This is a genomic window from Streptomyces sp. NPDC028635 (assembly GCF_040637635.1).
Lineage (GTDB): Bacteria > Actinomycetota > Actinomycetes > Streptomycetales > Streptomycetaceae > Streptomyces.
The window spans coordinates 23,902-47,795 of the sequence record NZ_JBEZWX010000004.1; the positions used below are offsets into that span (position 1 = coordinate 23,902).

Here is a 23,894-nt window from a genome sequence, read left to right on the forward strand (position 1 = left end):
GCCCGGCCTGGGCGCCGGCGGTGGCGAACGCGTGGACCCGCGGCTACGGCCCCTGGCTGCCGCAGCCGATGAGCCGGCGCCGGCCGGCACGCTGCTGAGCCGGCGCCCGACCGGCGGCCCCGACGCGCATCCCTCCGGGCGGTGCCGTTCCTCGTCGACTGTGCACGACGCCCCCCGGCCGCGGCAGCGCGGGTCTTCCGGTCACCCCCTGCCGCGGCTGTCGGCGACGGCGCCCGGCGCGGAGCGCCTGCCGCCCCGCCGGCCGTGCTGGACACCGACCTCGGTCTCGCCGCGGGACACCCGCCTCGGTCTCGCCGCGGGCCCGCCGGGGACGTCGTTCACGGTGGCGACCCCGGACGGCCCGGTGGCCTTCGGCTGAGACGCGTCCGATTCCTTCAAGACCGACGACCGCCCCCGTCCCTACGGTGGCCGTATGACTCCACGATTCGATGCCATCGGGCTGGTGGTCTCCGACATGGCCGCCTCCGTCACCTTCTACCGGCGGCTCGGGTTCGCGTTCCCCGAGGGGGCAGAGCGCGAGCCGCACACCGAGGCCGAGTTGCCCGGCGGGCTGCGGCTGCTGCTGGACACCGAGGACACCGTGCGCTCCTTCCACCCCGGGTGGCGGCCGCCGGCGGGCGGCCACCGGGCGGGCCTCGCCCTGCGCTGCGCGGGCCCGGAGGACGTCGACACGGTGTACGAGGAGATGGTGGGCACCGGGTACCACGGCGAGCTGAAGCCGTGGGACGCGTTCTGGGGGCAGCGCTACGCGGTGCTGCACGATCCGGACGGCACCGGCGTCGACCTGTTCGCGCCGCTAGCCCGGGGCTGAGCCGCGCAGCAGCGCACCGAGCGGCATACCGGCCAACTCCCGTACGTCACGCGCGAGGTGCGCCTGGTCGGCGTATCCGGCGCGGATCGCGGTCTCGGCGTAGGGGAAGCCGGAGCGGGCGAGAGCGAGGGCGCGCTGGAGGCGCAGGACGCGGGCGAGGGTCTTCGGGCCGTAGCCGAAGGCGGCCAGCGAGCGGCGGTGCAACTGGCGCGCGCTGAGGCCGAGTTCGTCGGCCGTGGCGCCGACGGGCCGGCCCGCGCCCAGCGCGTCGGCCAGGCGCCGCAGGAGCGGATCGGGGGGCTCGCTGTCGGCCGCGCGTAGCAGCGCGGTCTCCTCCAGGGCCCGCGCGGGGTCGGCCGCGGCGGCGACGCGGGCGGTCAGCCGCCGTACCGTGGCGGCGGGCCACAGGTCGGCCAGGTCCACACGGCGGTCGCGCAACGCGTGCGCGGGGACGCCGAGCAGGGCCGGGGCGGTGCCGGGGAAGAAGCGCACGCCGACGTACGGCACGGGTGGTCCCGCCGGGACGTGGGCGCGGGTGTCGGGTCCGGCGACGATCAGCCGCCCTTCGCTCCACATCAGGTCCATGCACCCGTCGGGCAGCACGGGCTGCACCCCGCCGCCCGACGGCAACGGACGGTTCGTCCACACGACGGCCCCGGGCACCCGTGACACCCACTCCGCGTACACACCGCCAGGCTACGCGCGCCCCGGGCAGGGGCGGAGGTGACGTCGTACGGCGCCGGGGGGACTGTGGCGCGCCTTCGCTACGGCTCTCCCGTGCGGTACTGCTGGGGGCTCGTGCCGTACGCGCGTTTGAAGGCCGTGGAGAGGGCGAAGGGGCTGCCGTAGCCGACCTGGCGGGCGATGGCGGCGAGGGTGTCGTCCGTGTCGCGGAGGCGGTCGGCGGCGAGGGCCAGGCGCCAGGCCGTGAGGTGGGCCATCGGGGACTCGCCGACGAGTGCCGTGAAGCGGCGGGCCAGGGCCGCACGGGAGACCCCGGTCCTGGCGGCGAACGCGGCCACCGTCCAGGGGTGTGCCGGGTCGTCCTGGAGCAGCCGCAGCGCGCGGCCGACGACGGGGTCGGCGAGCGCCCGGTACCAGGCGGGTGCCTCGGCCGCCGGGCGGGCGAACCAGGCCCGCAGCGCCGCGATGACCAGCAGGTCCAGGAGGCGGTCGAGCACGACCTCCTGGCCGGGTTCGTCGCGGGCGATCTCGTCGGTCAGGATCGGCGTGAGCGGGCACGGCCACTCGTCGGCGGTCAGCGTCAGCAGCGGCGGCAGGGCGTCCAGCAGACGGCCGGAGACCTCGCCCTGCAGCGGGTACGTGCCGATCAGCAGCACGGTCGTGCCGTCGGGCCGGGTGCCCCAGCTGCGTACGCCGAGGTCCATGGAGCCGTTCAGGGCGCGGCCGTCGGGATAGGTGCAGTGGCCGCCGGGCAGGACGACGGCCTGCGGTTCGGTCGCCGGGTCGTCGGCGCAGACGTAGGCGTCGGGGCCGCGGGCGATGGCGAGGTCACCGGCCCGCAGCCGGACCCGCTCCCCCGTGTCCGGCACGATCCAGGTGTCGCCGTGCACCGCCAGCATCACCGTCAGCGGTGCGCGGTCCTCGACCCTGACGCTCCAGGGCGGGTCGAAGCACGCGCGGATCATGAACGCGCCTCGGGCGCGGGGCCCCTCCAGGAGGGATGCGAGGGCGTCCATGGAGGGAAGCGTAGACGGCCGCCCGCGGAATCGGCCCTTCGATTCACCGAGGGCACTCTTCGGCCCCCGCCCCGTCTCCCCTGCCGCTCACCGCGCCGAGGCGCACAGCGCGGTGGCGGACCCGGGAGCGCGGAGGACCGGCCCGGCACCCGACGACCGGCCCGGCTGCCGCCGGTCTCACTTCTGCGCCGGGCCGTCCTCCTCGCCGAGAGGCCCGTGCGGCCCATGAGGCCCGTGCGGCTTGTGCGTGCTCTTCGCGTGGGTCCGCAGGCGGCCCGTCACGTCCTCCGGGGGAAGGAAGCGAGACCAGCGTTCGGGGAACTCCGACGGCATGTCGGGGTCGTCGGGGTCGAGCTCGCGCGTCGCCGTGGCCCGGGCGACGTAGTCGGCGACCTGCGCCTCGCGCACCCGCTCCTGCGCGGCGCGCGCCGCGGCCGTGGCGGCGGCCGGCCACACCCGGTCGATCGCGGCGTTGACCGCGGCCCCGACGAGCACGGCGAACGCGGACACGCCGATCCACAGCAGCACGGCGACCGCGGCCGCCAGCGAGCCGTAGATCGTCGCGCCCTCGATGGTGTGCTGGAGGTAGATCCGCAGCAGGAAGCTGCCGAGCACCCACATCGCGAGGGCGACGAGCGCGCCGGGCACGTCCTCGATCCACGGCGAGCGCACCGGCACGGACACGTGGTACAGCGTGGTCAGGAAGGCGATCGACAGCACGATCACCACCGGCCAGTACAGGACTTGGACCACCGTCGTCGACCACGGCAGGATCCCCACCACCGCGTCCGGGCCCGCGACCATCAGCGGCAGCGCGATCGAGCCGATCAGCAGCGCCACGACGAACAGCAGGAACGCCATGAGCCGGGTCTTGACGATGCCGCGCACGCCGTCGAGGCCGTACATGACGGTGATGGTGTCGATGAAGACGTTCACCGCGCGCGAGCCCGACCACAGGGCGAAGACGAAGCCGACGGAGATGACGTCGGGCCGGCCGCCCTTGAGGACGTCGTCGAGGATCGGCTGGGCGATCTCCCGCACGCCCCGGTCGGACAGGACGGTGCGCGAGGCCTCCAGCAGGTTGTTCCGCAGGCTGGTGATGGTGTCCGTGCCGGTCCAGGCGTCGACGTAGCCGAGCAGGCCGATGAGGCTCAGCAGCAGCGGCGGCACCGACAGCAGCGAGAAGAACGCCGCCTCGGCGGCCAGACCCAGGATGCGGTACTCGATGCAGGAGCTGACGGTGTCCTTCAGCAGCAGCCAGGCGGTCCGGCGCTTGGAGACGTTCCGGTAGAGGGCACGCGCCCGGTGCAGGCGACCGGAGGGGCTCGGCGGGGGCTCGGGTGACTGACTTGCTGGCTGCACGCCCTAAAGGTATCCGTCGCGACAGGCTGCGCTCACATCGCAGGTCGCCCCGGCGCCGGACGGCCGGGGGCCCGGGGCGCACGGCCCCGTGTCGGGCGGGTCATGACCGTGCGACCGGCGGGTAGGTTGCCGTACATGGCAGGCAGCACGCACACCGTGACCAACCAGCCGGAGCCGCTGGCCGGGTACGACGTCTTCTCCGCCGACCGCGCGCTGGTGGCCGCGGTGCGGCGGCACCTTGATCCCGGCCTGCACGACGAGGCGCTGGGCGACCTGTCCGGGCTGGGCCGCTCGGCGGGGTCGGCACAGGTGCAGGAGTGGGGCGCGCAGGCCAACGACGCCCCGCCCCGGCTGCGCACCCACGACCGCTACGGCAACCGGATCGACGAGGTCGAGTTCCACCCGGCCTGGCACCGGCTGCTCGGCAAGGGCGTCGGGGCGGGGCTGACGGCGGCGTGGAACCGGCCGGGCGGCCACGTGCGGCGGGCGGCCGCGTTCGTCGTGTGGACGCAGGTCGAGGCCGGCAACACCTGCCCGCTGTCGATGACCCACGCGGCCGTGCCCGCGCTGCGCACCGACCCGGACCTGGCCGCCGAGTGGGAGCCGCGGCTGACCTCCACCGTCTACGACCGGGGGCTCAAGCCGGCGGCGGACAAGGCGGGCGTGCTGTTCGGGATGGGCATGACCGAGAAGCAGGGCGGCAGCGACGTCCGGGCGAACACGACGGCCGCGCGGCCGCTCGCCGAGGACGGCACGTACGAGCTGACCGGGCACAAGTGGTTCTGCTCCGCGCCCATGTCGGACGCCTTCCTGGTGCTGGCGCAGGCGCCCGGGGGCCTGACCTGCTTCCTGGTGCCGCGGGTGCTGGCGGACGGCTCGCGCAACGTCTTCCTGGTCCAGCGGCTGAAGGACAAGCTCGGCAACCGGTCGAACGCCTCCGCGGAGGTGGAGTTCGCCGGGACCTGGGCGCGCCGGGTCGGCGAGGAGGGGCGCGGGGTGCGGACCATCATCGGGATGGTCGCGGCGACCCGGCTGGACTGCGCGCTCGGTTCCGCGGGGCTGATGCGGCAGGCCGTCGCCCAGGCGGTCCACCACTGCGCCCAGCGGGAGGCGTTCGGCGGGAAGCTGATCGACAAGCCGCTGATGCGCAATGTGCTGGCCGATCTGGCGCTGGAGTCGGAGGCGGCGACGACCTTGGCGCTGCGCCTCGCCGCGGCCTGCGACGAGGACTCCGAGCAGGCGCGGGCGCTGCTGCGGATCGCGGTGCCGGCGGCGAAGTACTGGGTGACGAAGCGGTGCGCCCCATTGGTCGTGGAGGCCGCCGAGTGCCTGGGCGGCAACGGGTACGTGGAGGAGTCGGGGCTGCCGCGGCTGGTGCGCGAGTCGCCGCTGAACTCGGTCTGGGAGGGCGCCGGCAATGTGCAGGCGCTGGACGTGCTGCGGGCGCTGCGCCGCGAACCGGCCGCGCTGGACGCGTATCTGCGGGAGGTCGGGCAGGCGCGCGGAGCGGACCACCGGCTGGACGCGGCGATCAAGGACCTGCTGACGGAACTGGCCGACCTGGAGGGTGTGGAGGCGCGGGCCCGGCGGGTCACCGAGCGGCTGGCGTTGGTGCTGCAGGGGTCGCTGCTGGTGCGGTTCGCGCCGCCGGAGGTCGCGGACGCGTTCTGCGCCGGGCGGCTGGGCCACGACGCCGGCGCGGCCTTCGGGACGCTGCCGCACACGCTGGACCTGGCGTCGGTCGTGGAGCGGGCCCGGCCCGTTTCCTGAGCGGTCCGTACGGGGGGTGGTGCTGCGCCGACACGGCACCACCCCCGCGCAATGGCCCATGCAAGGCCAGGTACGCCGCTCGGGGACGGCGTGGCTCAATTTTCAACGAACCGGGTGACGGTCCACCAGGGTTGCAAGGGGTTGCAACTTGTCCGGACTGGGTCCCTCCGTCCGGACAAGTCGGCAGTATGAATCCGACGTGGCACGACCAGCGGAACAGACCGGAAAGCGATCCCCTTCCGGGGTTGACATCCGGTGTGCACGACCCTTTTCCGGGAGGACCCAGTGGCGAACTCGCCGATCAACGTGACGCACCTCGCCGCCGTCGACGCGGCGCGTGCGGCGCGGGTGCTCAGCGAGGTGCGCGCGGCCGCGCTCGCGGGGCAGCGGACGCGGGTCGCGCCCCGTCCGGTGATCGGGGAGTCCTGGGGGCGCATGCTGCGCAGCGGGGTCGATCCGGAGCACGACTTCCGGTCCGATCTGCTGAGCGAGGAGGAGCTGCGCCGGCGCCGCGACGCGTCCCCGCTCAAGCAGGTGCTGCCGGTGCTGCGCCAGGGGCTGCTGTCGGTGGCGGACGTCGCCCGGCACATCATGGTGGTCGCCGACGCCGAGGGCCGGGTGCTGTGGCGGGAGGGGTGCGCGCCGGTGCTGCGCAAGGCCGACGGCCTCGGCTTCCAGCTCGGCGCCGACTGGCGCGAGGACGTCGTCGGCACCAACGGGGTCGGCACCCCGGCGGTGGTACGGCGGCCCGTGCAGGTCTTCGCCGGCGAGCACTTCGTGCGCAGCCAGACCTCCTGGACGTGTACGGGGGCGCCGATCACCGACCCCCGCGACGGGAAGCTGCTCGGCGTGGTCGACGTCAGCGGGCCGCTGGAGACGATGCATCCGGCCACGCTGGCCTGGGTGGACTCGGTGGCCAAGCTGGCCGAGGCGCGGCTGCGCGAGGTGCACCTGGACGCACTGGAGCGGCTGCGGGCGGTCGCGGCGCCGGTGCTGGCGCGGGTGGGCGGCCGGGCACTGGTGGTGGACCGCGACGGCTGGACGGCCGCCGTGACGGGGATGGCGTACACCGGGCGGGTGGCCCTGCCGCGCGGCGTGCGGCCGGGGCGGCGGTGGCTGCCGGCGCTCGGTATGTGTGCGCTGGAGCCGCTGGCGGGCGGCTGGTTGGTGCGGGCCGTCGACGAGCCGCTGCCGCCGGGCGCGACCCGGATCGTGCTGGACCTCGCGCAGCCGCGCCGCTGGTCGGTGACCGTGTCCTCGTCCGCGGGCAGCTGGAGCCACGAACTGAGTCCCCGCCACGCGGAGTTGCTGTACCTGCTGGCGGTGCGGCGGACCGGGCGCAGCGCGGCGCAGCTGGCGCGGGACATGTTCGGCGACCCGGCGCGCACGGTGACGGTGCGGGCCGAGATGTCCCGGGTACGGCGGTACCTCGGGGGGTTCCTCGCCCACCGACCGTATCGTTTCATCGAGGACGCCGAGGTCGACCTGCTGCTCCCCGACGACCCGCGGGACCTGCTGCCCCACTCGACGGCGCCGGGCGTGGTGCACGGACGCGGCACGGCCACCGTGCCGTAGGGGGCTTTTCGGGCAACTGGGTGGTCTGCGCCCGGGGGCGGCCCCCGCTGCCGTAGCATCCCTTCGGGTCACCCCATCTGCTCCTTGCCCAACGCGAGGATCACACGGAGCAGTTGGCCCGCCTCGGGAGGACGGCATGAAGCATCGCGGACGGCACCGCCGGCGCAGGCGGGGTGCGGTACTGCGCGCGGTCCTGGCCGGGACCGCTCTGGCGCTGACCGCCGCGGCCACCATGATCAGCGCCTCGCAGGCCACGGTCGCCGACGACCCGGGCGCTTTGCAGCGGCTCACCTCCCCCACCGGTGCCGACGCCCAGGCGCTGGCCGCCGAGCGGGTACCGCGGGGCGCCCTGGACCGCCTGTCCACGGCGATGGGACGGCCGGTCGGGATCGACGCGGTCCTGCGCGGCGCCGACCACACCCTGCGCTCCGCCGACGGCTGCTCCACCGAGGAGAAGCGGGCGCTGCCGGTCGCGCCCGCCGCCACACGCGCCTACTGCTTCCCCGGCGCCGACACCGCGGCCTGGCGTCCCGGCGCCGTGGCCGTCTCCGGGGACGGCACCGGCCGGGTCCTGGCCTCGGCCTGGTCGCGCGGCGCGCTCGCCAAGGTGGCGTTCGTCGACGCGAGCGACCCGGGCCACCTCGCCTACACCTGGGCCCTGCTCGCCCTGCCGGTGGACGGCGGCCGCGACTACCGCGCCCTGGCCTCGGAGATCTCCGGCATGGTCTGGGACCACGACACGCTGCTCGTCACCGCCGGCCCGCGGGACCGGTCGGCGCTGTACGCCTTCGACGTGCGCCGCGCGCTGCGGGCGGACGTCGAGAGCGCGGCCGTCGGCCGGCTGCCCGGTGGCTGGTCGGCGGCCGGGACCCGGTTCGTGCTGCCGGCCGTCGCCTCCTATGTACGGGTGGGCGGCGCTGCGCGGACTTCCGGGCTGGGCCTGGACCGCAGCGGGGCGCGGGACGCGCTGGCCGTGTCCGAGGGGGTACCGGCCGGCGAGCACCGGCCGACCCGGCTGTGGCGCTACCGGCTCGGGGACGACGGGCTGCCGCTCACGGACTCCGCCGGCCGGGCGGTGCCGGACGCGGTGTACACGACGAAGGCGACCGGGGTGCGGGGTGTCCTGCCCTACGGCTCCCACTGGTACGTGGCCCGCGCGGGCGGCAGCGCGGACGACGGGCGGGGCATGCTGTGGCGCCAGGACGCGGACGGGGCCCGCTCCACGGCGTGCGGCTCCGACGACACCCACCTGTGCTGGAGCGACCCGCCCCGGTCCCTGTCCTACGCCCCGGCCACGGGCGAGCTGTGGTCCCAGTCCGGCACCACGCTCTTCGCCGTCCGGCTGACCGCACTGGACTCCGCCCTGCGCTGACACCACGGCGCCTTGCCGCCGGCCGGGGCGGCGGCGCCCGCCCACGGCCACCGCGGGTCCCGCCCCGACGGCCGCGAGCCCGTCCCGGCCGCGGCGCCGGCCACCCAGGGACCTGCGGCACCTGCCCGGCGACGATCCGCGCGCTGCACCACGCTGCCCGCCCCGCCCCACCCCGCCCGTCCCCTCCCGTCCGCCGTCGACACGGTGGCGGACGGGATGGTTCCCTGTCCCCCATGGCCAACATCCCCGTGACCACCTGGTCCCTCGAGCAGACGTCCCCGTCCGACCTTCTGCCGGCCGCCGCGCCGGAGGGTGACGTGCGGATCGTGCGCGCCGAGGTGCCCTCGCCCGAGTTCAGCCGTTTTCTGTACGCCTCGGTCGGTGGCGACATCCTCTGGACGGACCGGCTCGGCTGGAGCCACGCGCGGTGGCTGGAGCACCTGGACCGTCCCGAGGTCGAGACATGGGTGGCGTACGACCGGGGGACGCCGGCGGGGTACGTGGAGCTGGAGGCCCAGGGCGACGGCGTCGTGGAGATCGTCTACTTCGGCCTGATCCCCGCCTTCCGCGGGCGGCGCATCGGCGGACATCTGCTGGCGTACGGCACCGCGCGCGCGTGGGACATGGCGGAGCGCCGGCCGGAGCTCGGGCCGACCAAGCGAGTGTGGCTGCACACGTGCAGCAAGGACGGCGAGTTCGCGATGGCCAACTACCAGCGCCGGGGCTTCACGCTGTTCGACACCAAGGTCGAGGAGGAACCGGACCTGCCCACTCCGGGCCCCTGGCCGGGCGCCTACCCTGCCTGACCTGCGCGGACAAGCCCCTTCGCGCATCTTGTGACCGACGACACCCTTGTCTCGCTCTACGGGACAAGGGTGTCCGCATAATGGACGAAGCTGGACTGTGTCCAGATCGCCGTGACACGCTTCCGTCATGTCCGGAACTGGAATCGCCTTGGTGAGTCGGCGGCACGTCGACCTCGGCCGCATGTCCAGCGCCATCTGTCCGATGCGCTGAGAGCACACAGCACCCCCGGTTCCCCGTCTTCCGTCGCCCCCTCGCGCAACGACGCGCCCGCATGCCCGCGTGCGCTCCGACGCGCAGGTCAGACCGTTTTCCGCCTGTCCCGAAGGACGTATCAACCATGGCCGCCACCCCGCAGAACCCTGCCGCCTCCGCGTCCCGTCGCAAGGTGAGCCGTCACCGCGGCGAGGGTCAGTGGGCCGCGGGTCACTTCACCCCGCTCAACGGCAACGAGCAGGTCAAGAAGGACGACGACGGTCTCAATGTGCGGACACGTATTGAGACGATCTACTCCAAGGCGGGATTCGACTCGATCGACCCCAGTGACCTGCGCGGACGTATGCGCTGGTGGGGGCTCTACACCCAGCGCAAGCCCGGGATCGACGGCGGCAAGACCGCGATCCTGGAGCCGGAGGAGCTGGACGACCGCTACTTCATGCTGCGCGTGCGCGTCGACGGCGGCGCCCTGACCACGCAGCAGCTGCGGGTGATCGGCGAGCTGTCGCAGGAGTTCGCGCGCGGCACGGCCGACATCACCGACCGGCAGAACGTGCAGTACCACTGGATCCGGATCGAGGACGTGCCCGAGATCTGGAACCGCCTGGAGGCCGTGGGCCTGTCCACGGTGACCGCCTGCGGTGACACCCCGCGTGTGATGATCGGCTCCCCCGTCGCGGGCATCGCCGAGGACGAGATCATCGACGGCACGCCGGCGCTGGAGGAGATGAAGCGCCGCGTCCTGAACAACCCGGCGTACTCCAACCTGCCGCGCAAGTTCAAGACCGCGATCTCCGGCTCGCCGGTGCTGGACGTGGTGCACGAGATCAACGACGTCGCGTTCGTCGGTGTCCGTCACCCCGAGCACGGCCCCGGCTTCGACGTGTGGGTCGGCGGCGGCCTGTCCACCAACCCCAAGCTGGGCGTGCGGCTCGGCGCCTGGGTGCCGCTCGACGAGGTGCCGGACGTCTACGAGGGCGTCCTGTCGATCTTCCGCGACTACGGCTACCGCCGCCTGCGCAACCGCGCCCGGCTGAAGTTCCTGGTCGCCGACTGGGGCCCGGAGAAGTTCCGGCAGGTGCTCGAGGACGAGTACCTGGGCGGCCGCAAGCTGATCGACGGGCCCGCTCCCGAGCAGCCGGTGCAGCAGTGGCGCGACCACATCGGCGTCCACCGCCAGAAGGACGGCCGCTTCTACGTCGGTTTCGCCCCGCGCGTCGGCCGCGTCGACGGCTCCACCCTGACGAAGATCGCCGACCTCGCCGAGGCGCACGGCTCGGGCCGGGTGCGCACCACCGTCGAGCAGAAGATGATCGTCCTCGACGTCGAGCAGGACCAGGTCGACTCGCTGGTGGACGAGCTGGAGGCGCTGGACCTCACGGCCCGCCCCTCCTCCTTCCGGCGCGGCACCATGGCCTGCACCGGCATCGAGTTCTGCAAGCTCGCCATCGTCGAGACCAAGCAGCGCGGCTCCACGCTGATCGACGAACTGGAGCGCCGCCTGCCGGAGTTCGACGAGCCGCTCACCATCAACCTCAACGGCTGCCCGAACGCCTGCGCCCGGATCCAGGTCGCGGACATCGGTCTCAAGGGCCAGCTGGTCCTGAACGACGAGGGCGAGCAGGTCGAGGGCTACCAGGTGCACCTCGGTGGCGCGCTCGGTCTGGAGGCCGGCTTCGGCCGCAAGGTGCGCGGTCTGAAGGTGACCGCCGACGAACTCCCGGACTACATCGAGCGCGTGCTGAAGCGGTTCCAGGCCGAGCGCGAAGAGGGCGAGCGGTTCGCGACCTGGGCGGCCCGTGCCTCCGAGGAGGCCCTGTCATGAGCGAGCGTGCGGCGCCCTTCTACTGCCCGTACTGCGGCGAGGAGGACCTGCGCCCCAGCGAGGAAGGTCACGGGGCCTGGGAATGCGCGGCCTGCAACCGCGCATTCCGGCTGAAGTTCCTCGGGCTGCTGGCCCGGGGGCTGAAGCAGGCCGACAACGGAGGGGACCCGGCATGACGACGGCTCAGCAAGAGCGCACGGCCGACGAGTTGAAGGCGCTCGCCGAGCAGGCGGGCCGCGATCTGGAGGACGCCTCCGCGCTGGAGATCCTCCAGTGGGCGGTCGACACCTTCGGCAAGGGCTTCTGCGTGACCTCCTCCATGGAGGACGCGGTCGTCGCGCACCTCGCGTCCCGCGTGCTCAAGGGCGTGGACGTGGTGTTCCTGGACACCGGCTACCACTTCGAGGAGACCATCGGCACCCGGGACGCGGTGGAGGCCGTGATGGACGTCAACGTCATCACGCTCACCCCGCGCCGCACGGTCGCCGAGCAGGACGCCGAGTACGGTCCGAAGCTGCACGACCGCGACCCCGACCTGTGCTGCAAGCTGCGCAAGGTGCAGCCGCTGGAGGAGGGCCTGAAGGCTTATCAGGCCTGGGCGACCGGCCTGCGCCGCGACGAGTCCCCGACCCGGGCGAACACCCCGGTGGTCGGCTGGGACGAGAAGCGGCAGAAGGTCAAGATCTCCCCGATCGCGCGCTGGACCCAGGACGACGTGGACGCCTACGTCACCGAGCACGGCGTGCTGACCAACCCGCTGCTGACGGACGGCTACGCCTCCGTCGGCTGCGCCCCCTGCACCCGGCGGGTGCTCGAGGGCGAGGACGCGCGCGCCGGCCGCTGGGCGGGCCGCGCCAAGACCGAGTGCGGGCTGCACGGATGACGACGATTCAGGAGAGAGACGTGACGAGCGGAGCCACCGTCTGGCTCACGGGTCTGCCGAGCGCCGGCAAGACCACCATCGCGTACGAGCTGGCGGGCCGGCTGCGGGCCGAGGGCCACCGTGTGGAGGTGCTCGACGGCGACGAGATCCGCGAGTTCATCTCGGCGGGCCTCGGTTTCAGCCGCGAGGACCGGCACACCAACGTGCAGCGCATCGGCTTCGTCGCCGAACTGCTCGCCCGTAACGGCGTGAAGGTGCTCGTCCCGGTCATCGCGCCGTACGCGGACAGCCGGGATGCGGTGCGCAAGCGGCACGAGGCGGGCGGCACGACGTACCTGGAGATCCACGTGGCCACGCCGGTCGAGGTGTGCTCCGTACGGGACGTCAAGGGTCTGTACGCCAAGCAGGCCGCGGGCGAGCTGAGCGGCCTGACCGGGGTCGACGACCCGTACGAGGAGCCCGAGACGCCCGATCTGCGGATCGAGTCGCAGAACCAGACCGTGCAGGAGTCCGCGGCGTCGGTGCACGCCCTGCTGACCGAAAGGGGACTGGCATGACGACCGTCGCCACCACCGCCCAGGAGGGTACGGACACCCCGTACGCCCTCTCGCACCTGGACGCCCTCGAGTCCGAGGCCGTGCACATCTTCCGCGAGGTCGCGGGCGAGTTCGAGAACCCGGTGATCCTCTTCTCCGGCGGCAAGGACTCGATCGTCATGCTGCACCTGGCGCTGAAGGCGTTCACGCCGTCGCCGGTGCCGTTCTCACTGCTGCACGTGGACACCGGGCACAACTTCCCCGAGGTCCTCGACTACCGCGACCGCACCGTGGCGAAGCACGGGCTGCGCCTGCACGTCGCCTCGGTGCAGGACTACATCGACCGCGGAGTGCTCAAGGAACGCCCGGACGGCACCCGCAACCCGCTGCAGACGCTGCCGCTGACGGAGAAGATCCAGGCGGAGAAGTTCGACGCGGTCTTCGGCGGCGGCCGCCGCGACGAGGAGAAGGCCCGCGCCAAGGAGCGGGTGTTCTCGCTGCGCGACGAGTTCTCCCAGTGGGACCCGCGCCGCCAGCGCCCCGAGCTGTGGAACCTGTACAACGGCCGGCACGCGCCGGGCGAACACGTCCGCGTGTTCCCGCTGTCCAACTGGACCGAGCTGGACGTGTGGCAGTACATCGCCCGCGAGGGCATCGAGCTGCCCGAGATCTACTACGCCCACGAGCGCGAGGTGTTCCAGCGCGCCGGGATGTGGCTGACCGCCGGCGAGTGGGGCGGCCCCAAGGACGGCGAGACCGTGGTCACGCGCCAGGTGCGCTACCGCACGGTCGGCGACATGTCCTGCACGGGCGCCGTCGACTCCGACGCCGACACGATCGAGAAGGTGATCACGGAGATCGCCGCGTCCCGGCTCACCGAGCGGGGCGCCACCCGGGCCGACGACAAGATGTCCGAGGCGGCGATGGAAGACCGCAAGCGCGAGGGGTACTTCTAGAGATGAGCACGATCACCACCGAGGAACTCTCGGCCACCACCCTGCTGCGGTTCGCCACCGCCGGTTCCGTCGACGACGGCAAGTCCACGCTGGTGGGCCGGCTGCTGCACGACTCCAAGTCGGTCCTCACCGACCAGCTGGAGGCCGTGGAGCGCGCCTCCGCGAGCCGCGGCCAGGAGGGCCCGGACCTCGCGCTGCTCACCGACGGCCTGCGCGCCGAGCGCGAGCAGGGCATCACCATCGACGTCGCCTACCGCTACTTCGCCACGCCCCGGCGCCGGTTCATCCTGGCCGACACCCCGGGACACGTGCAGTACACGCGGAACATGGTCACCGGCGCCTCCACCGCCGAGCTGACGGTGATCCTCGTCGACGCCCGCAACGGCGTCGTCGAGCAGACCCGCCGGCACGCCGCGATCGCCGCGCTGCTGCGGGTGCCCCACGTGGTGCTCGCCGTGAACAAGATGGACCTCGTCGGGTACGCCGAGAACGTGTTCGCGGCGATCGCCGAGGAGTTCACCGCGTACGCCACCGAGCTGGGTGTGCCCGAGGTGACCGCGATCCCGATCTCGGCGCTCGAGGGCGACAACGTCGTGGAGCCGTCCGCGAACATGGACTGGTACGGCGGCCCCACGGTGCTGGAGCACCTGGAGACCGTCCCGGTCGCCCACGACCTGACGCACTGCCACGCACGGCTGCCCGTGCAGTACGTGATCCGGCCGCGCACCGCCGAGCACCCCGACTACCGCGGCTACGCGGGCCAGATCGCCGCCGGCACCTTCCGGGTCGGCGAGTCCGTCACGGTGCTGCCCTCCGGGCGGGCCACGAAGATCGTCGGAATCGACCTGCTGGGCGAGTCCGTCGACGTGGCCTGGACGCCGCAGTCGGTGACCCTCCTCCTCGCGGACGACATCGACATCTCCCGCGGCGACCTGATCGTGCCCAGCAAGGACGCGCCGCCGACCACGCAGGACATCGAGGCGACCGTCTGCCACGTCGCCGACGCCCCGCTCACCGTCGGCCACCGGGTCCTGCTCAAGCACGGCACCCGCACGGTCAAGGCGATCGTGAAGGACATCCCGTCCCGGCTGACGCTGGACGACCTGTCCCTGCACCCGCACCCGGGGCAGCTCGTCGCCAACGACATCGGCCGCGTGAAGATCCGTACCGCCGAGCCGCTGCCGGTCGACTCCTACGCCGACTCGCGCCGCACCGGCTCGTTCATCCTGATCGACCCCAGCGACGGCACCACGCTGACCGCGGGCATGGTCGGCGAGTCGTTCGCCGCGCCCGAGCCGGTCAAGGACCAGGCCGACGACGGCGGTTGGGACTTCTGAGACATGAACTCCTACGACTACTACGGGACGTTCGCGAAGGAGGGCGGCCGCGTCGGCAGCGGCGCCCTCGGCAGCGGGCAGGGCGGAGTCGCGCGATGTGCGTGCTGACCGCTCCGTCCCCCCACCCGAAGTCCCGGAAGAGACGAAAACCCCTTGCCGATTTCCCGGCCACGACCTAGAAGACCGTGACCGCCGGGCCTCCGAGAGGACACCCTCCCGTGCCTGCCACCCGCTCCACCCTCGTTCGCCGCGGCTTGGCCGCCGTGACCGCCCTTCCCCTTCTCGCCCTCGCCGCCTGCGGTTACGGCTCCGACGCCAAGGACGACTCCGCCGCGCAGAAGGTCGCCGCGGGCGCCCAGAAGATCGACGGCCTCGACTCCGTCAAGATCGGCTACTTCGGCAACCTGACCCACGCGACCGCGCTGGTCGCCCGTCAGCAGGGCCTGTTCCAGAAGTCGCTGGGCGCCACCAGGGCGGACTACCAGATCTTCAACGCCGGACCGTCCGAGATCGAGGCGCTCAACTCGGGCTCCATCGACATCGGCTGGATCGGCCCGTCCCCGGCGATCAACGGCTACACCAAGTCCAAGGGCAAGAACCTGCGCATCGTCGCCGGTTCGGCCTCCGGCGGTGTGAAGCTCGTCGTCAACCCGAAGAAGATCACGTCCGTCAAGGACGTCAAGGGCAAGAAGATCGCCACCCCGCAGCTCGGCAACACCCAGGACGTCGCGTTCCTGAACTGGATCGCCGAGCAGGGCTGGAAGGTCGACGCGCAGAGCGGCAAGGGCGACGTCTCGGTGGTCCGCACCGACAACAAGGTCACTCCGGACGCCTACAAGTCGGGCTCCATCGACGGCGCGTGGGTGCCGGAGCCGACCGCGTCCAAGCTGGTCGCCGAGGGCGCCAAGGTCCTGCTGGACGAGGCCGACCTGTGGCCGGACAAGAAGTTCGTGATCACGAACGTCATCGTCTCGCAGAAGTTCCTCAAGGAGCACCCGAAGGCCGTCGAGGCGGTGCTGAAGGCGTCCATCGAGTCCAACAAGTGGATCAACGCCAACCCGGAGCGGGCGAAGGCCGCGGCCAACCAGCAGCTGGAGGCCGACTCGGGCAAGGCGCTGCCGGCCAAGGTCCTCGACCCGGCCTGGACGTCCATCCAGTTCATCGACGACCCGCTGGCCTCGACCCTGAACACCGAGGCCGACCACGCGGTCAAGGCCGGTCTGCTCAAGCAGCCCAAGCTGGACGGCATCTACGACCTCACCCTCCTGAACCAGGTGCTGAAGGCCGAGGGCAAGCCCGCAGTCGCCGACGCCGGACTCGGCGTCAAGTAAGCCCGACCACCCGTTCAGTCCCCAGGAGGTGACGACCATGGCCACCGCGATCATGAAGGCCGAAGGCGTCCAGGCAGTCGAGTACGCCGCGCGCATCGAGCACGTGTCGAAGTCGTTCGCCGGGCCCGGCGGGCAGCAGCTCGTGCTGGACGACATCAGCCTCGATGTCGCTCCGGGCGAGTTCGTCACCCTCCTGGGGGCCTCGGGCTGCGGCAAGTCGACGCTGCTGAACCTGGTGGCGGGCCTGGAGCGGCCCACCGCCGGCAGCATCGACACCGACGGGCGTCCGGCTCTGATGTTCCAGGAGCACGCCCTGTTCCCGTGGCTGACCGCGGGCAAGAACATCGAACTCGCGCTGAAGCTGCGGGGCGTGCCCAAGGGCGAGCGGCGCGAGCGCGCCGAGGAGCTGCTGGAACTGGTCCGGCTCACCGGCTCGTACGGCAAGCGGGTGCACGAACTGTCCGGCGGCATGCGCCAGCGCGTGGCGATGGCCCGTGCGCTCGCGCAGGACAGCCGGCTGCTGCTGATGGACGAGCCGTTCGCGGCGCTCGACGCCATCACCCGGGACGTGCTGCACGACGAGCTGACCCGGATCTGGCAGGAGACGGGGGTGTCGGTGCTGTTCGTCACGCACAACGTGCGTGAGGCGGTCCGGCTCGCCGAGCGTGTCGTGCTGCTGTCCTCCCGGCCCGGCCGGGTGGCGCGCGAGTGGCGGGTGGGCATCCCGCAGCCGCGGCGCATCGAGGACGCGCCCGTGGCCGAACTGTCCTTGGAGATCACCGAAGTACTGCGTGGGGAGATCCGCCGTCATGGCCAGCACTGACACGACCGACACGACGGCCGGCGGCCCCGTCCGGGCCGCCGCGGACTCCGCCGAGCGGGCCGGTGGTCTCGGCGGCCTGGAGGCGGGCCTGGACGCCCTGGAGTCCTCGGCGACCGGCCGCCCGCCGTTCCGGGAGACCTTCGTCAAGAAGATCCTGCCGCCGATCGTCGCGGTCGCGGTGGTCCTGGTGGTCTGGCAGGCCCTGGTCTCGCTGAAGATCGTCGACGACCCGACGAAGCTGCCCACGCCCTCCGAGGTCGGCGCCGAGTTCAAGGACGCCTGGCTCAAGGGCGAGCTGCTCGGCTACATCTGGACGTCCATCTCGCGCGGTCTGCTCGGCTTCCTCTTCGCGCTCGCCATCGGCACCCCGCTGGGGCTGATCGTGGCCCGGGTGAAGTTCGTGCGGGCGGCGATCGGCCCGATCCTGTCCGGTCTGCAGTCCCTGCCGAGCGTGGCGTGGGTGCCGCCGGCGGTGATCTGGCTGGGCCTGAACAATTCGATGATGTACGCCGTCATCCTGCTCGGCGCGGTCCCGTCCATCGCCAACGGCCTGGTGTCCGGCATCGACCAGGTGCCGCCGCTGTTCCTGCGGGCGGGCCGCACCATGGGCGCGACCGGTCTGAGGGGCGCCTGGCACATCGTGATGCCGGCCGCGCTGCCGGGCTATCTCGCCGGTCTGAAGCAGGGCTGGGCGTTCTCCTGGCGGTCGCTGATGGCCGCGGAGATCATCGCCTCCTCCCCCGACCTCGGCATCGGCCTGGGCGCGCTGCTGGAGAACGGCCGCAACGCCAGCTCCATGTCCATGGTGTTCGAGTCCATCATCCTGATCCTGTTCGTCGGCATCGCGATCGACCTGCTGATCTTCAGTCCGCTGGAGCGGTGGGTGCTGCGCAGCCGCGGCCTGCTGGTGAAGAGCTGAGTCCCATGTCCCACGCCCCCGTCCTCCTCGTCATCGCCCACGGCAGCCGCGATCCGCGGCACGCGGCGACCGTGCACGCCCTCGTGGAGCGCGTCCGGTCGCTGCGGCCGGGCCTGCGCGTGGAGACCGGGTTCCTGGACTTCAACATCCCCTCGGTGCAGGGGGTGCTGGAGTCCCTGGCGGCGGAGGGGGTGCGCGACGTCGTCGCCCTGCCGCTGCTGCTGACGCGGGCCTTCCACGCCAAGGCGGACATCCCGGCGGTGCTGCGGGACGCCCCGCGCGGCCTGCGGATCCGGCAGGCGGACGTCCTCGGCCCGTCGCCGCTGCTGCTGTCGGCACTGGAACGGCGGCTGTTCGAGGCGGGGCTGACCCCCGCCGACAAGTCCTCGACCGGGGTCGTGCTGGCCTCGGCGGGGTCCACCGACCCGGAGGCGATCGCAGTGATCGCAGCAATCGCGCGGGAGTGGCGGCACACCGGTTGGTGCGCCGTGCGGCCTGCGTTCGCCTCCGCATCCCTTCCCCGGACCGAGGACGCGGTCCGCTCGCTGCGGGCTCTCGGCTGCGAGACGGTGGCCGTCGCGCCGTACGTGCTGGCGCCCGGGTTCCTGCCGGACCGCATCGCGCGGGGCGCGGACGCCGCGGGTGCGGATGTCCTCGCGGACGTGCTCGGTCCCGCGCCGGAGGTGGCGCGGGTGCTGGTCGAGCGGTACGAGGGCGCTCTTGTGCGGGTGCCCGCGGCGCTGGGGGCGTGACGCTCCGCCGCGTCTGCCGGGTCCGGATGTCTTTCGGCTGCGGCGCCGTTGTGGTGGTCCGCGCAGTTCCCCGCGCCCCCCTCGGGGCGCGTTTCAGTGGGCCTGCACCGTGATGTGGCGGTCTGCTCCCGGGGCTTCCAGTTCGTCGAGTATGGCTACGGCCAGGTCCTCCGCGCTGATTCCCGAGCTGCCGTCGGGTGCGGTGAGGAGGGTGTCGGTGCCTCGGCGGTAGCGGCCGGTGCGGGGGCCGGGGGCCAGCTCCGCCGGCGGGCTCAGGTAGACCCAGTCGCCACTGCCGTGCTCCCGGCAGGTTTCCAGCTGGGCGATTCCGGCGGCCGCCACGGCCCGGTACTCGGCGGGGACGTAGGCGGGGTCGTCGGCGACCAGGCGGCCGGCGTTCCCGGGGCTGCGCAGGGCGCCCGCGCCGCCGACCACCAGGACGCGTGTCCCGCGCTCCGCGGCGGCGGCCAGCACCGTGCGGGTCGTGCCGGTGAGGAACGCGGCGTCGGCCGGGAAGGTCCGTACGGCCAGGACGACGGCGTCGGAGCCGGCCAGCGCCTCGCGCAGGGCGGCCGGGTCGCTCGCGTCCACCGGGACCGGGGTGACGCCGGGGTCGTCGCTCTTGGGCCTGCGGGACAGGGCGCGCACCCGGTGTCCGCGTGAGCGGGCCTCCTCGATCACCCGGCTGCCGACCATCCCGGTGGCGCCGAGCACGGCGATCGTCATGGGGGTCTTCATCGGAACTCTTCTCCTGACGTCGAGTTGGGCCGCGAGCATGGCGGCCAGGGCGAGGACGAAGCCGGCGCTCTGCGTCCAGGTCAGCGACTCGCCGAGCGCGATGCCCACGACGGTCGCGACCAGGGGCGACAGCAGCACCAGCGGGGCGGACGCGCCGACCGGCAGCCGTTCGATCCCGCGGAACCACAGCGTGTAGGCGATCAGGCCGCCCATGCTGCCCAGCCACAGATAGCCGCCGGCGGCACCGGCGTCGATCCGCTCCGGCACCCCTTCCACGGCGAAGGCGATCGGGAGCAGCAGCAGACCGCCGGCCGTGAGCTGCCAGCCGGCGAGGGTGAGCGGGCCGATCCCGGCGGGGCGGCCCCAGCGCTTGGTGAGGACGACACCGCCGGCCATCCCGGCCGTACCGGCCAGGCCGGCCAGCACCCCGACGGCGTCCAGCCGGGCCTGCGGGCCGAGGACGACGAGAGCGACGCCGAGCACACCGACGACGCCCCAGGTCCAGCGCCAGGCCGTCGGCCTGTCGTGCAGCACGGCGATGGCGAGCCCGGCGACCAGGAGCGGCTGGGCGGCGCCGAGGGTGGCGGCGACCCCGCCGGGCAGCCGCTCGGCCGCCACGAACAGCAGCGGGAACAGCGCGCCGATGTTGAGCACGCCGAGGACGGCGGCCTTCCACCACCACCGGCCGCGCGGCAGCGTCCGGGTGAGCGCCAGCCCGGCCAGCCCGGCGGGCAGGGCGCGCATCAGCCCGGCGAACAGCGGGTGCCCGGGCGGCAGCAGCTGTGTGGTGACCGCGTAGGTCGTGCCCCAGGACGCGGGGGCGAGCGCGGTCAGGGCGACGGTCGCCGCCCGCCGCGTGGGCGAGGAATGCATGTCCGGAAGTCTGGTGGGCCACCGGCCATGCGTCCAACACATGGTTGTCATGGCAGCCATGCGCCAGGACCATGGATCGGTGGATCTCCAGCAGATGCGTTACGTCGTCGCCGTGGCCGACACCCGTCACTTCACCCGGGCCGCCGAGCGCTGCTTCGTGGCGCAGTCCTCGCTCAGTCATCGCGTGGCCGCCCTGGAAAGGGAGTTGGGCGTGAGGCTCTTCGCCCGTTCCAGCCGCCGCGTCGAACTCACCAGTGCCGGTGCCGCGTTCGTCGCGTCCGCGCGTGAGTGCCTGGCCGCGGCGGACCGCGCGGTCGCCGACGCCTCTGCCGCGACCGGGGTGGTACGGGGCCGGCTCGCCGTGGGCGTGATCGTCACCACGGCGGCCGTCGACGTGCCCGAGCTGCTCCAGCGCTACCGGGCCCTGCACCCGGACGTCCGGGTCGGCCTGCGCTCCGGCCGCAGCGACGAGCTGGCCGCGGCGATCCGTGACGGTGACCTGGACATCGCCTTCCTCGGCATGCCGGAGGACGAGCGGCCCACCGGTGTGGAGACGGTCGTCCTCGACCGGGACGAGCATGTGCTGGTGGTGCCGGCCGGCCACCGGCTCGCGGGCGCGAAGCGGGTCACCCTCGCGGAGATCGCCGAGGAGACGTTCGTGGACTTCGTCGAGGGAACGCCCGCCCGGGCGCAGTCGGACCGGGCGTTCGCCGCCGCCGGGCTGGTCCGTGACGTGGCGTACGAGGTCGGCGTGGTGGAGATGATCACCGCTCTGATCGCGCGCGGCCTGGGTCCGGCGCTGCTGCCGTCGGCGTACATCGGGCCGCTGGCCGCGGGCGATCCCGCGCTGGTGCTGGTGCCCGTGGTGGACGGACCGCGCCGGGTGGAGTATCTGGCATGGAGCCGCTTCAACCCCAGCCCGGCGACCCGGGCGATGCTCGATGTGCTCGGGGTCAGGTGAAGGACAGTTTGCCCGTGCGGGTCCGCTTGAGTTCGAAGACGTCGGGGTCGCCGGCCAGGACCCGGAAGCTGTCGAAGAGTTCGGCCGCGCGCTGCCCGCGCGGGATCGCCCGCAGTACGGGGCCGAACCACACGGTTCCGTCGACGTGGATCGTCGGGGTCCCCACGTAGGCCCCCGAATCGGGTTCGGTGCCGGCCTCGTGGCTGCGGCGCACCGCGTCGTCCCAGGACTCCTCGTGCGCGGCGGCGGCGAGGTCGGCGGGCAGCCCGAGTTCGGCGAGGGACTCGGCGATCACCGCGTCGAAGTCCTCCTGTTTCTGCTCGTGGATGCGGGTGCCGAAGGCGGTGTACAGGTCGCGCAGGACCTTGTCACCGTGCTGCTCGGCGGCGGCCACCGCCACCCGGACCGGGCGGATCGACTTGTCGACCAACGCCCGGTACCAGTCGGGCAGTTCGTTGCCCATGTTGTGCAGGTACAGGCTCATCACATGGAAGCGGAGGTCGAGCGGGCGCTGCCGTTCCACCTCCAGCAGCCAGCGGGAGGTGATCCAGGCGAAGGGGCAGGCGGGGTCGAAGTAGAAGTCGACGCGGGTGGGGGAGGTGCCGGTGGGCGAGGTGCTCGTCATGACGGCGACGCTACCGGCCGGGCGGCCCGGAGGAACGGGCCATTCACGGGCCGATTCCATGGGCCACCTGGCCGATCCCTTGGCCACCCGGCCGACTCCATGGCCACCCGGCCGATTCCATGGGCCATTCAGTGCGCGAGAGTCCGCGCCGCGCCGCCTTCTCGCACGAACGCGGCACCTCCGGAGCGGCGCCGGAGTACGGTGGGCAAATGATCGATCATATATTCACCCTCGGTGGTGATCTGCCGGTCCGGCGGCTGGGCTACGGCACCGCCCAGCTCACCGGCCCCGGCTACTGGGGACCTCGCGGCGACCGCGCGGACGCGGTGGCGGTGCTGCGCCGGGCGGTGGAACGCGGCGTGACGCTGATCGACACCGCGGACAACTACGGCCCGTCCCTGGCCGAGGAGCTTGTCGCCGAGGCGCTGCACCCGTACCCCGAGCACCTGGTGATCGCCACCAAGGGCGGCGTCGTCCGCACCGGTGCCGGCGCCTGGCACATCGACGGCCGCCCGGAGCATCTGCGCGCGGCCTGCGAGGCGAGCCTGAAGCGGCTGCGCCGGGACACCGTCGACCTGTACCAGCTGCACCGCCTCGACCCGGATGTTCCGGCAGCCGAACAGCTGGGCACGCTCGGCGAGTTGCGGGCCGAGGGAAAGATCCGGCACATCGGCCTGGACACCGTCACCGCCGACCAGCTCGCCGAGGCCCTCACCTCGACGCCGGTCGCGTCCGTGCAGAACCGCTTCAACCTTTTCGACCGCGCGTCGGCTCCGGTGCTGGCGCTGTGCGAGGAGCACACCATCGCGTTCCTGCCCTGGTTCCCGCTCGGCAACGGCACGCTCACCCGGGACCCGGTGTGCGCCTCGGTGGCGGCGGCGCACGGCGTCACCCCGGGCCAGGTCGCGCTGGCCTGGCTGCTGCACCACTCCCCCGTGCTGTGCCCGACGCCCGGCACGGGCAGCGCCGCACATTTGGAGGAGAACCTGGGCGCCGCGGCCGTACGGCTGACGGACGCGGACATGGCCCGGCTGGACGCGCTCAGCCCGCCGTCATCTCCACGAGCTTGACGACGGTGTTCCAGTTGCGGGACGTGGCGATCAGGCCCTTGTTGACGCGCGGCCGGGACAGGGCCTCGGCGAGCTTGGAGCGGCCGAGGCCCTCCGGGGCGTACAGATACAGGGCGCGGTCGCCGAGGCGGAACTCCTCCGGGGCGTAGGCGGCCGGGTCGATCTCCGCGAACCGCCCCAGGCCGACCTGCTCGGAGAAGTACGTGACGTGCAGTTGCTTGGCCTCCAGCCGATCCGCCGGGAACGGGCAGGCGTCGGCGACCGCGCTCAGATAGGCGTGGTCGCGCACGATCACGTCGACCCGGAAGCCGCTCTGCCGCTCGATCGCGGCGGTGAGATCGGCGGCCAGGGAGTCCTCGTCGCCGTGCGCCGAGGAGAAGACGGCCTGCCCGCTCTGCAGATAGGTGCGGACGTCGTCCAGGCCGAGGCCGGTCATCAGGGTGCGCAGGTCGGCCATCGGCAGTTTCCTGCTGCCGCCCACGTTGATCCCGCGCAGCAGCGCCGCATACGTCGTCATCCGGCCACCTTAGAACGGCCGTCGTGCCCCGTGGGGGCGGGCACGACGGCCGTGGTCCCCGGAGGGATCGCGCGAAACTCTGGCCGATGAGACGGGTGCAGATCAACATCTCCACGC

General features: G+C 72.9%; 24 protein-coding genes and 1 pseudogene. 18 read left to right on the plus strand and 7 right to left on the minus strand.

All coding sequences use genetic code 11. From position 1 onward, the window contains the following. The first annotated feature begins 433 nt into the window (after window positions 1-433). Window positions 434-832 carry a VOC family protein gene (locus tag AB0E88_RS05890; protein ID WP_361624446.1) on the plus strand — a complete coding sequence of 133 codons (399 nt, stop codon included), beginning with the start codon at window positions 434-436 and terminating at the stop codon, window positions 830-832. Here AB0E88_RS05890 and AB0E88_RS05895 read toward each other — a convergent pair. The 3 genes from AB0E88_RS05895 to AB0E88_RS05905 all read right to left on the minus strand — a co-directional run bounded on the left by AB0E88_RS05895 (window position 818) and on the right by AB0E88_RS05905 (window position 3,894). Further along, window positions 818-1,519: a helix-turn-helix transcriptional regulator gene (locus AB0E88_RS05895; RefSeq protein ID WP_361624449.1), complete on the minus strand. Its 702-nt coding sequence runs from the start codon at window positions 1,517-1,519 to the stop codon at window positions 818-820. The genes AB0E88_RS05890 and AB0E88_RS05895 overlap by 15 nt on opposite strands. 77 nt (window positions 1,520-1,596) lie before the next feature. After that, window positions 1,597-2,532 carry an AraC family transcriptional regulator gene (locus tag AB0E88_RS05900; RefSeq protein WP_361624452.1) on the minus strand — a complete coding sequence of 312 codons (936 nt, stop codon included), beginning with the start codon at window positions 2,530-2,532 and terminating at the stop codon, window positions 1,597-1,599. A gap of 177 nt (window positions 2,533-2,709) precedes the next feature. Next, window positions 2,710-3,894, minus strand: a complete 1,185-nt coding sequence (locus AB0E88_RS05905; protein ID WP_361624455.1) for a YihY/virulence factor BrkB family protein — start codon at window positions 3,892-3,894, stop codon at window positions 2,710-2,712. Window positions 3,895-4,029: 135 nt separating this feature from the next. Here AB0E88_RS05905 and AB0E88_RS05910 point away from each other — a divergent pair, with 135 nt between their 5' ends. From AB0E88_RS05910 to AB0E88_RS05980, 15 genes are all read left to right on the plus strand, one after another. Continuing rightward, complete coding sequence (locus AB0E88_RS05910) at window positions 4,030-5,664, plus strand: acyl-CoA dehydrogenase family protein (RefSeq protein WP_361624458.1); 1,635 nt, start codon at window positions 4,030-4,032, stop codon at window positions 5,662-5,664. Window positions 5,665-5,949: 285 nt separating this feature from the next. Beyond that, complete coding sequence (locus AB0E88_RS05915) at window positions 5,950-7,239, plus strand: GAF domain-containing protein (RefSeq protein WP_361624461.1); 1,290 nt, start codon at window positions 5,950-5,952, stop codon at window positions 7,237-7,239. A gap of 136 nt (window positions 7,240-7,375) precedes the next feature. Then, entirely contained in the window at window positions 7,376-8,611 is a 1,236-nt protein-coding gene (locus AB0E88_RS05920; RefSeq protein ID WP_361624464.1) for a hypothetical protein, read from the plus strand. 233 nt (window positions 8,612-8,844) lie between these two features. Beyond that, complete coding sequence (locus tag AB0E88_RS05925; protein ID WP_361624467.1) at window positions 8,845-9,417, plus strand: GNAT family N-acetyltransferase; 573 nt, start codon at window positions 8,845-8,847, stop codon at window positions 9,415-9,417. 127 nt (window positions 9,418-9,544) lie between these two features. Continuing rightward, the gene (locus tag AB0E88_RS05930) at window positions 9,545-9,628 is read left to right on the plus strand and encodes a putative leader peptide (protein WP_343234115.1); all 84 of its coding nucleotides are present in this window, start codon (window positions 9,545-9,547) and stop codon (window positions 9,626-9,628) included. 127 nt (window positions 9,629-9,755) lie between these two features. After that, on the plus strand, window positions 9,756-11,456 hold the full coding sequence (locus AB0E88_RS05935; protein ID WP_361624470.1) for a nitrite/sulfite reductase: 1,701 nt from the start codon (window positions 9,756-9,758) through the stop codon (window positions 11,454-11,456). After that, window positions 11,453-11,632: a hypothetical protein gene (locus AB0E88_RS05940; RefSeq protein WP_361624473.1), complete on the plus strand. Its 180-nt coding sequence runs from the start codon at window positions 11,453-11,455 to the stop codon at window positions 11,630-11,632. Before AB0E88_RS05935 ends, AB0E88_RS05940 begins: the two co-directional genes overlap by 4 nt. After that, window positions 11,629-12,339: a phosphoadenylyl-sulfate reductase gene (locus AB0E88_RS05945; RefSeq protein WP_361624476.1), complete on the plus strand. Its 711-nt coding sequence runs from the start codon at window positions 11,629-11,631 to the stop codon at window positions 12,337-12,339. The genes AB0E88_RS05940 and AB0E88_RS05945 overlap by 4 nt, the downstream gene beginning before the upstream one ends. Beyond that, complete coding sequence (gene cysC / locus AB0E88_RS05950; protein WP_361624479.1) at window positions 12,336-12,896, plus strand: adenylyl-sulfate kinase; 561 nt, start codon at window positions 12,336-12,338, stop codon at window positions 12,894-12,896. The genes AB0E88_RS05945 and cysC overlap by 4 nt, the downstream gene beginning before the upstream one ends. Then, window positions 12,893-13,831 (plus strand): sulfate adenylyltransferase subunit CysD, encoded by a 939-nt coding sequence (cysD, locus tag AB0E88_RS05955; protein WP_361624482.1) that lies wholly within the window; start codon window positions 12,893-12,895, stop codon window positions 13,829-13,831. The genes cysC and cysD overlap by 4 nt, the downstream gene beginning before the upstream one ends. Before the next feature lie 2 nt (window positions 13,832-13,833). Beyond that, window positions 13,834-15,168: a GTP-binding protein gene (locus tag AB0E88_RS05960; RefSeq protein WP_361624485.1), complete on the plus strand. Its 1,335-nt coding sequence runs from the start codon at window positions 13,834-13,836 to the stop codon at window positions 15,166-15,168. Between the two features lie 218 nt (window positions 15,169-15,386). Beyond that, entirely contained in the window at window positions 15,387-16,499 is a 1,113-nt protein-coding gene (locus tag AB0E88_RS05965) for an aliphatic sulfonate ABC transporter substrate-binding protein (RefSeq protein ID WP_361624488.1), read from the plus strand. A 37-nt stretch (window positions 16,500-16,536) separates the two neighbouring features. Then, window positions 16,537-17,322 (plus strand): ABC transporter ATP-binding protein, encoded by a 786-nt coding sequence (locus AB0E88_RS05970; protein ID WP_361624491.1) that lies wholly within the window; start codon window positions 16,537-16,539, stop codon window positions 17,320-17,322. Then, window positions 17,309-18,241 carry an ABC transporter permease gene (locus tag AB0E88_RS05975; protein WP_361624494.1) on the plus strand — a complete coding sequence of 311 codons (933 nt, stop codon included), beginning with the start codon at window positions 17,309-17,311 and terminating at the stop codon, window positions 18,239-18,241. The genes AB0E88_RS05970 and AB0E88_RS05975 overlap by 14 nt, the downstream gene beginning before the upstream one ends. 5 nt (window positions 18,242-18,246) lie before the next feature. Next, window positions 18,247-18,993: a sirohydrochlorin chelatase gene (locus AB0E88_RS05980; RefSeq protein ID WP_361624497.1), complete on the plus strand. Its 747-nt coding sequence runs from the start codon at window positions 18,247-18,249 to the stop codon at window positions 18,991-18,993. A 93-nt stretch (window positions 18,994-19,086) separates the two neighbouring features. On the opposite strand, the gene AB0E88_RS05985 is transcribed toward AB0E88_RS05980, so the two are convergent. After that, complete coding sequence (locus AB0E88_RS05985) at window positions 19,087-19,770, minus strand: NAD(P)H-binding protein (RefSeq protein ID WP_361625145.1); 684 nt, start codon at window positions 19,768-19,770, stop codon at window positions 19,087-19,089. Further along, a pseudogene (locus tag AB0E88_RS05990) lies at window positions 19,753-20,604 on the minus strand (EamA family transporter); the annotation flags it as partial. The gene AB0E88_RS05985 and the pseudogene AB0E88_RS05990, both read right to left, overlap by 18 nt. Window positions 20,605-20,644: 40 nt before the next feature. On the opposite strand from AB0E88_RS05990, the gene AB0E88_RS05995 reads away from it, so the two are divergent. Next, a complete protein-coding gene (locus AB0E88_RS05995) occupies window positions 20,645-21,565 on the plus strand; it encodes a LysR family transcriptional regulator (protein ID WP_361624499.1) in 921 nt (306 codons plus the stop codon). Here AB0E88_RS05995 and AB0E88_RS06000 read toward each other — a convergent pair. Continuing rightward, complete coding sequence (locus tag AB0E88_RS06000; protein WP_361624502.1) at window positions 21,558-22,190, minus strand: DsbA family protein; 633 nt, start codon at window positions 22,188-22,190, stop codon at window positions 21,558-21,560. The two genes, AB0E88_RS05995 and AB0E88_RS06000, sit on opposite strands and share 8 nt — an antisense overlap. A 209-nt stretch (window positions 22,191-22,399) precedes the next feature. Here AB0E88_RS06000 and AB0E88_RS06005 point away from each other — a divergent pair, with 209 nt between their 5' ends. Continuing rightward, window positions 22,400-23,260 (plus strand): aldo/keto reductase, encoded by an 861-nt coding sequence (locus tag AB0E88_RS06005; RefSeq protein WP_361624505.1) that lies wholly within the window; start codon window positions 22,400-22,402, stop codon window positions 23,258-23,260. On the opposite strand, the gene AB0E88_RS06010 is transcribed toward AB0E88_RS06005, so the two are convergent. Beyond that, the gene (locus AB0E88_RS06010; protein ID WP_361624507.1) at window positions 23,232-23,777 is read right to left on the minus strand and encodes a DUF1697 domain-containing protein; all 546 of its coding nucleotides are present in this window, start codon (window positions 23,775-23,777) and stop codon (window positions 23,232-23,234) included. The genes AB0E88_RS06005 and AB0E88_RS06010 overlap by 29 nt on opposite strands. Between the last annotated feature and the right edge of the window lie 117 nt (window positions 23,778-23,894).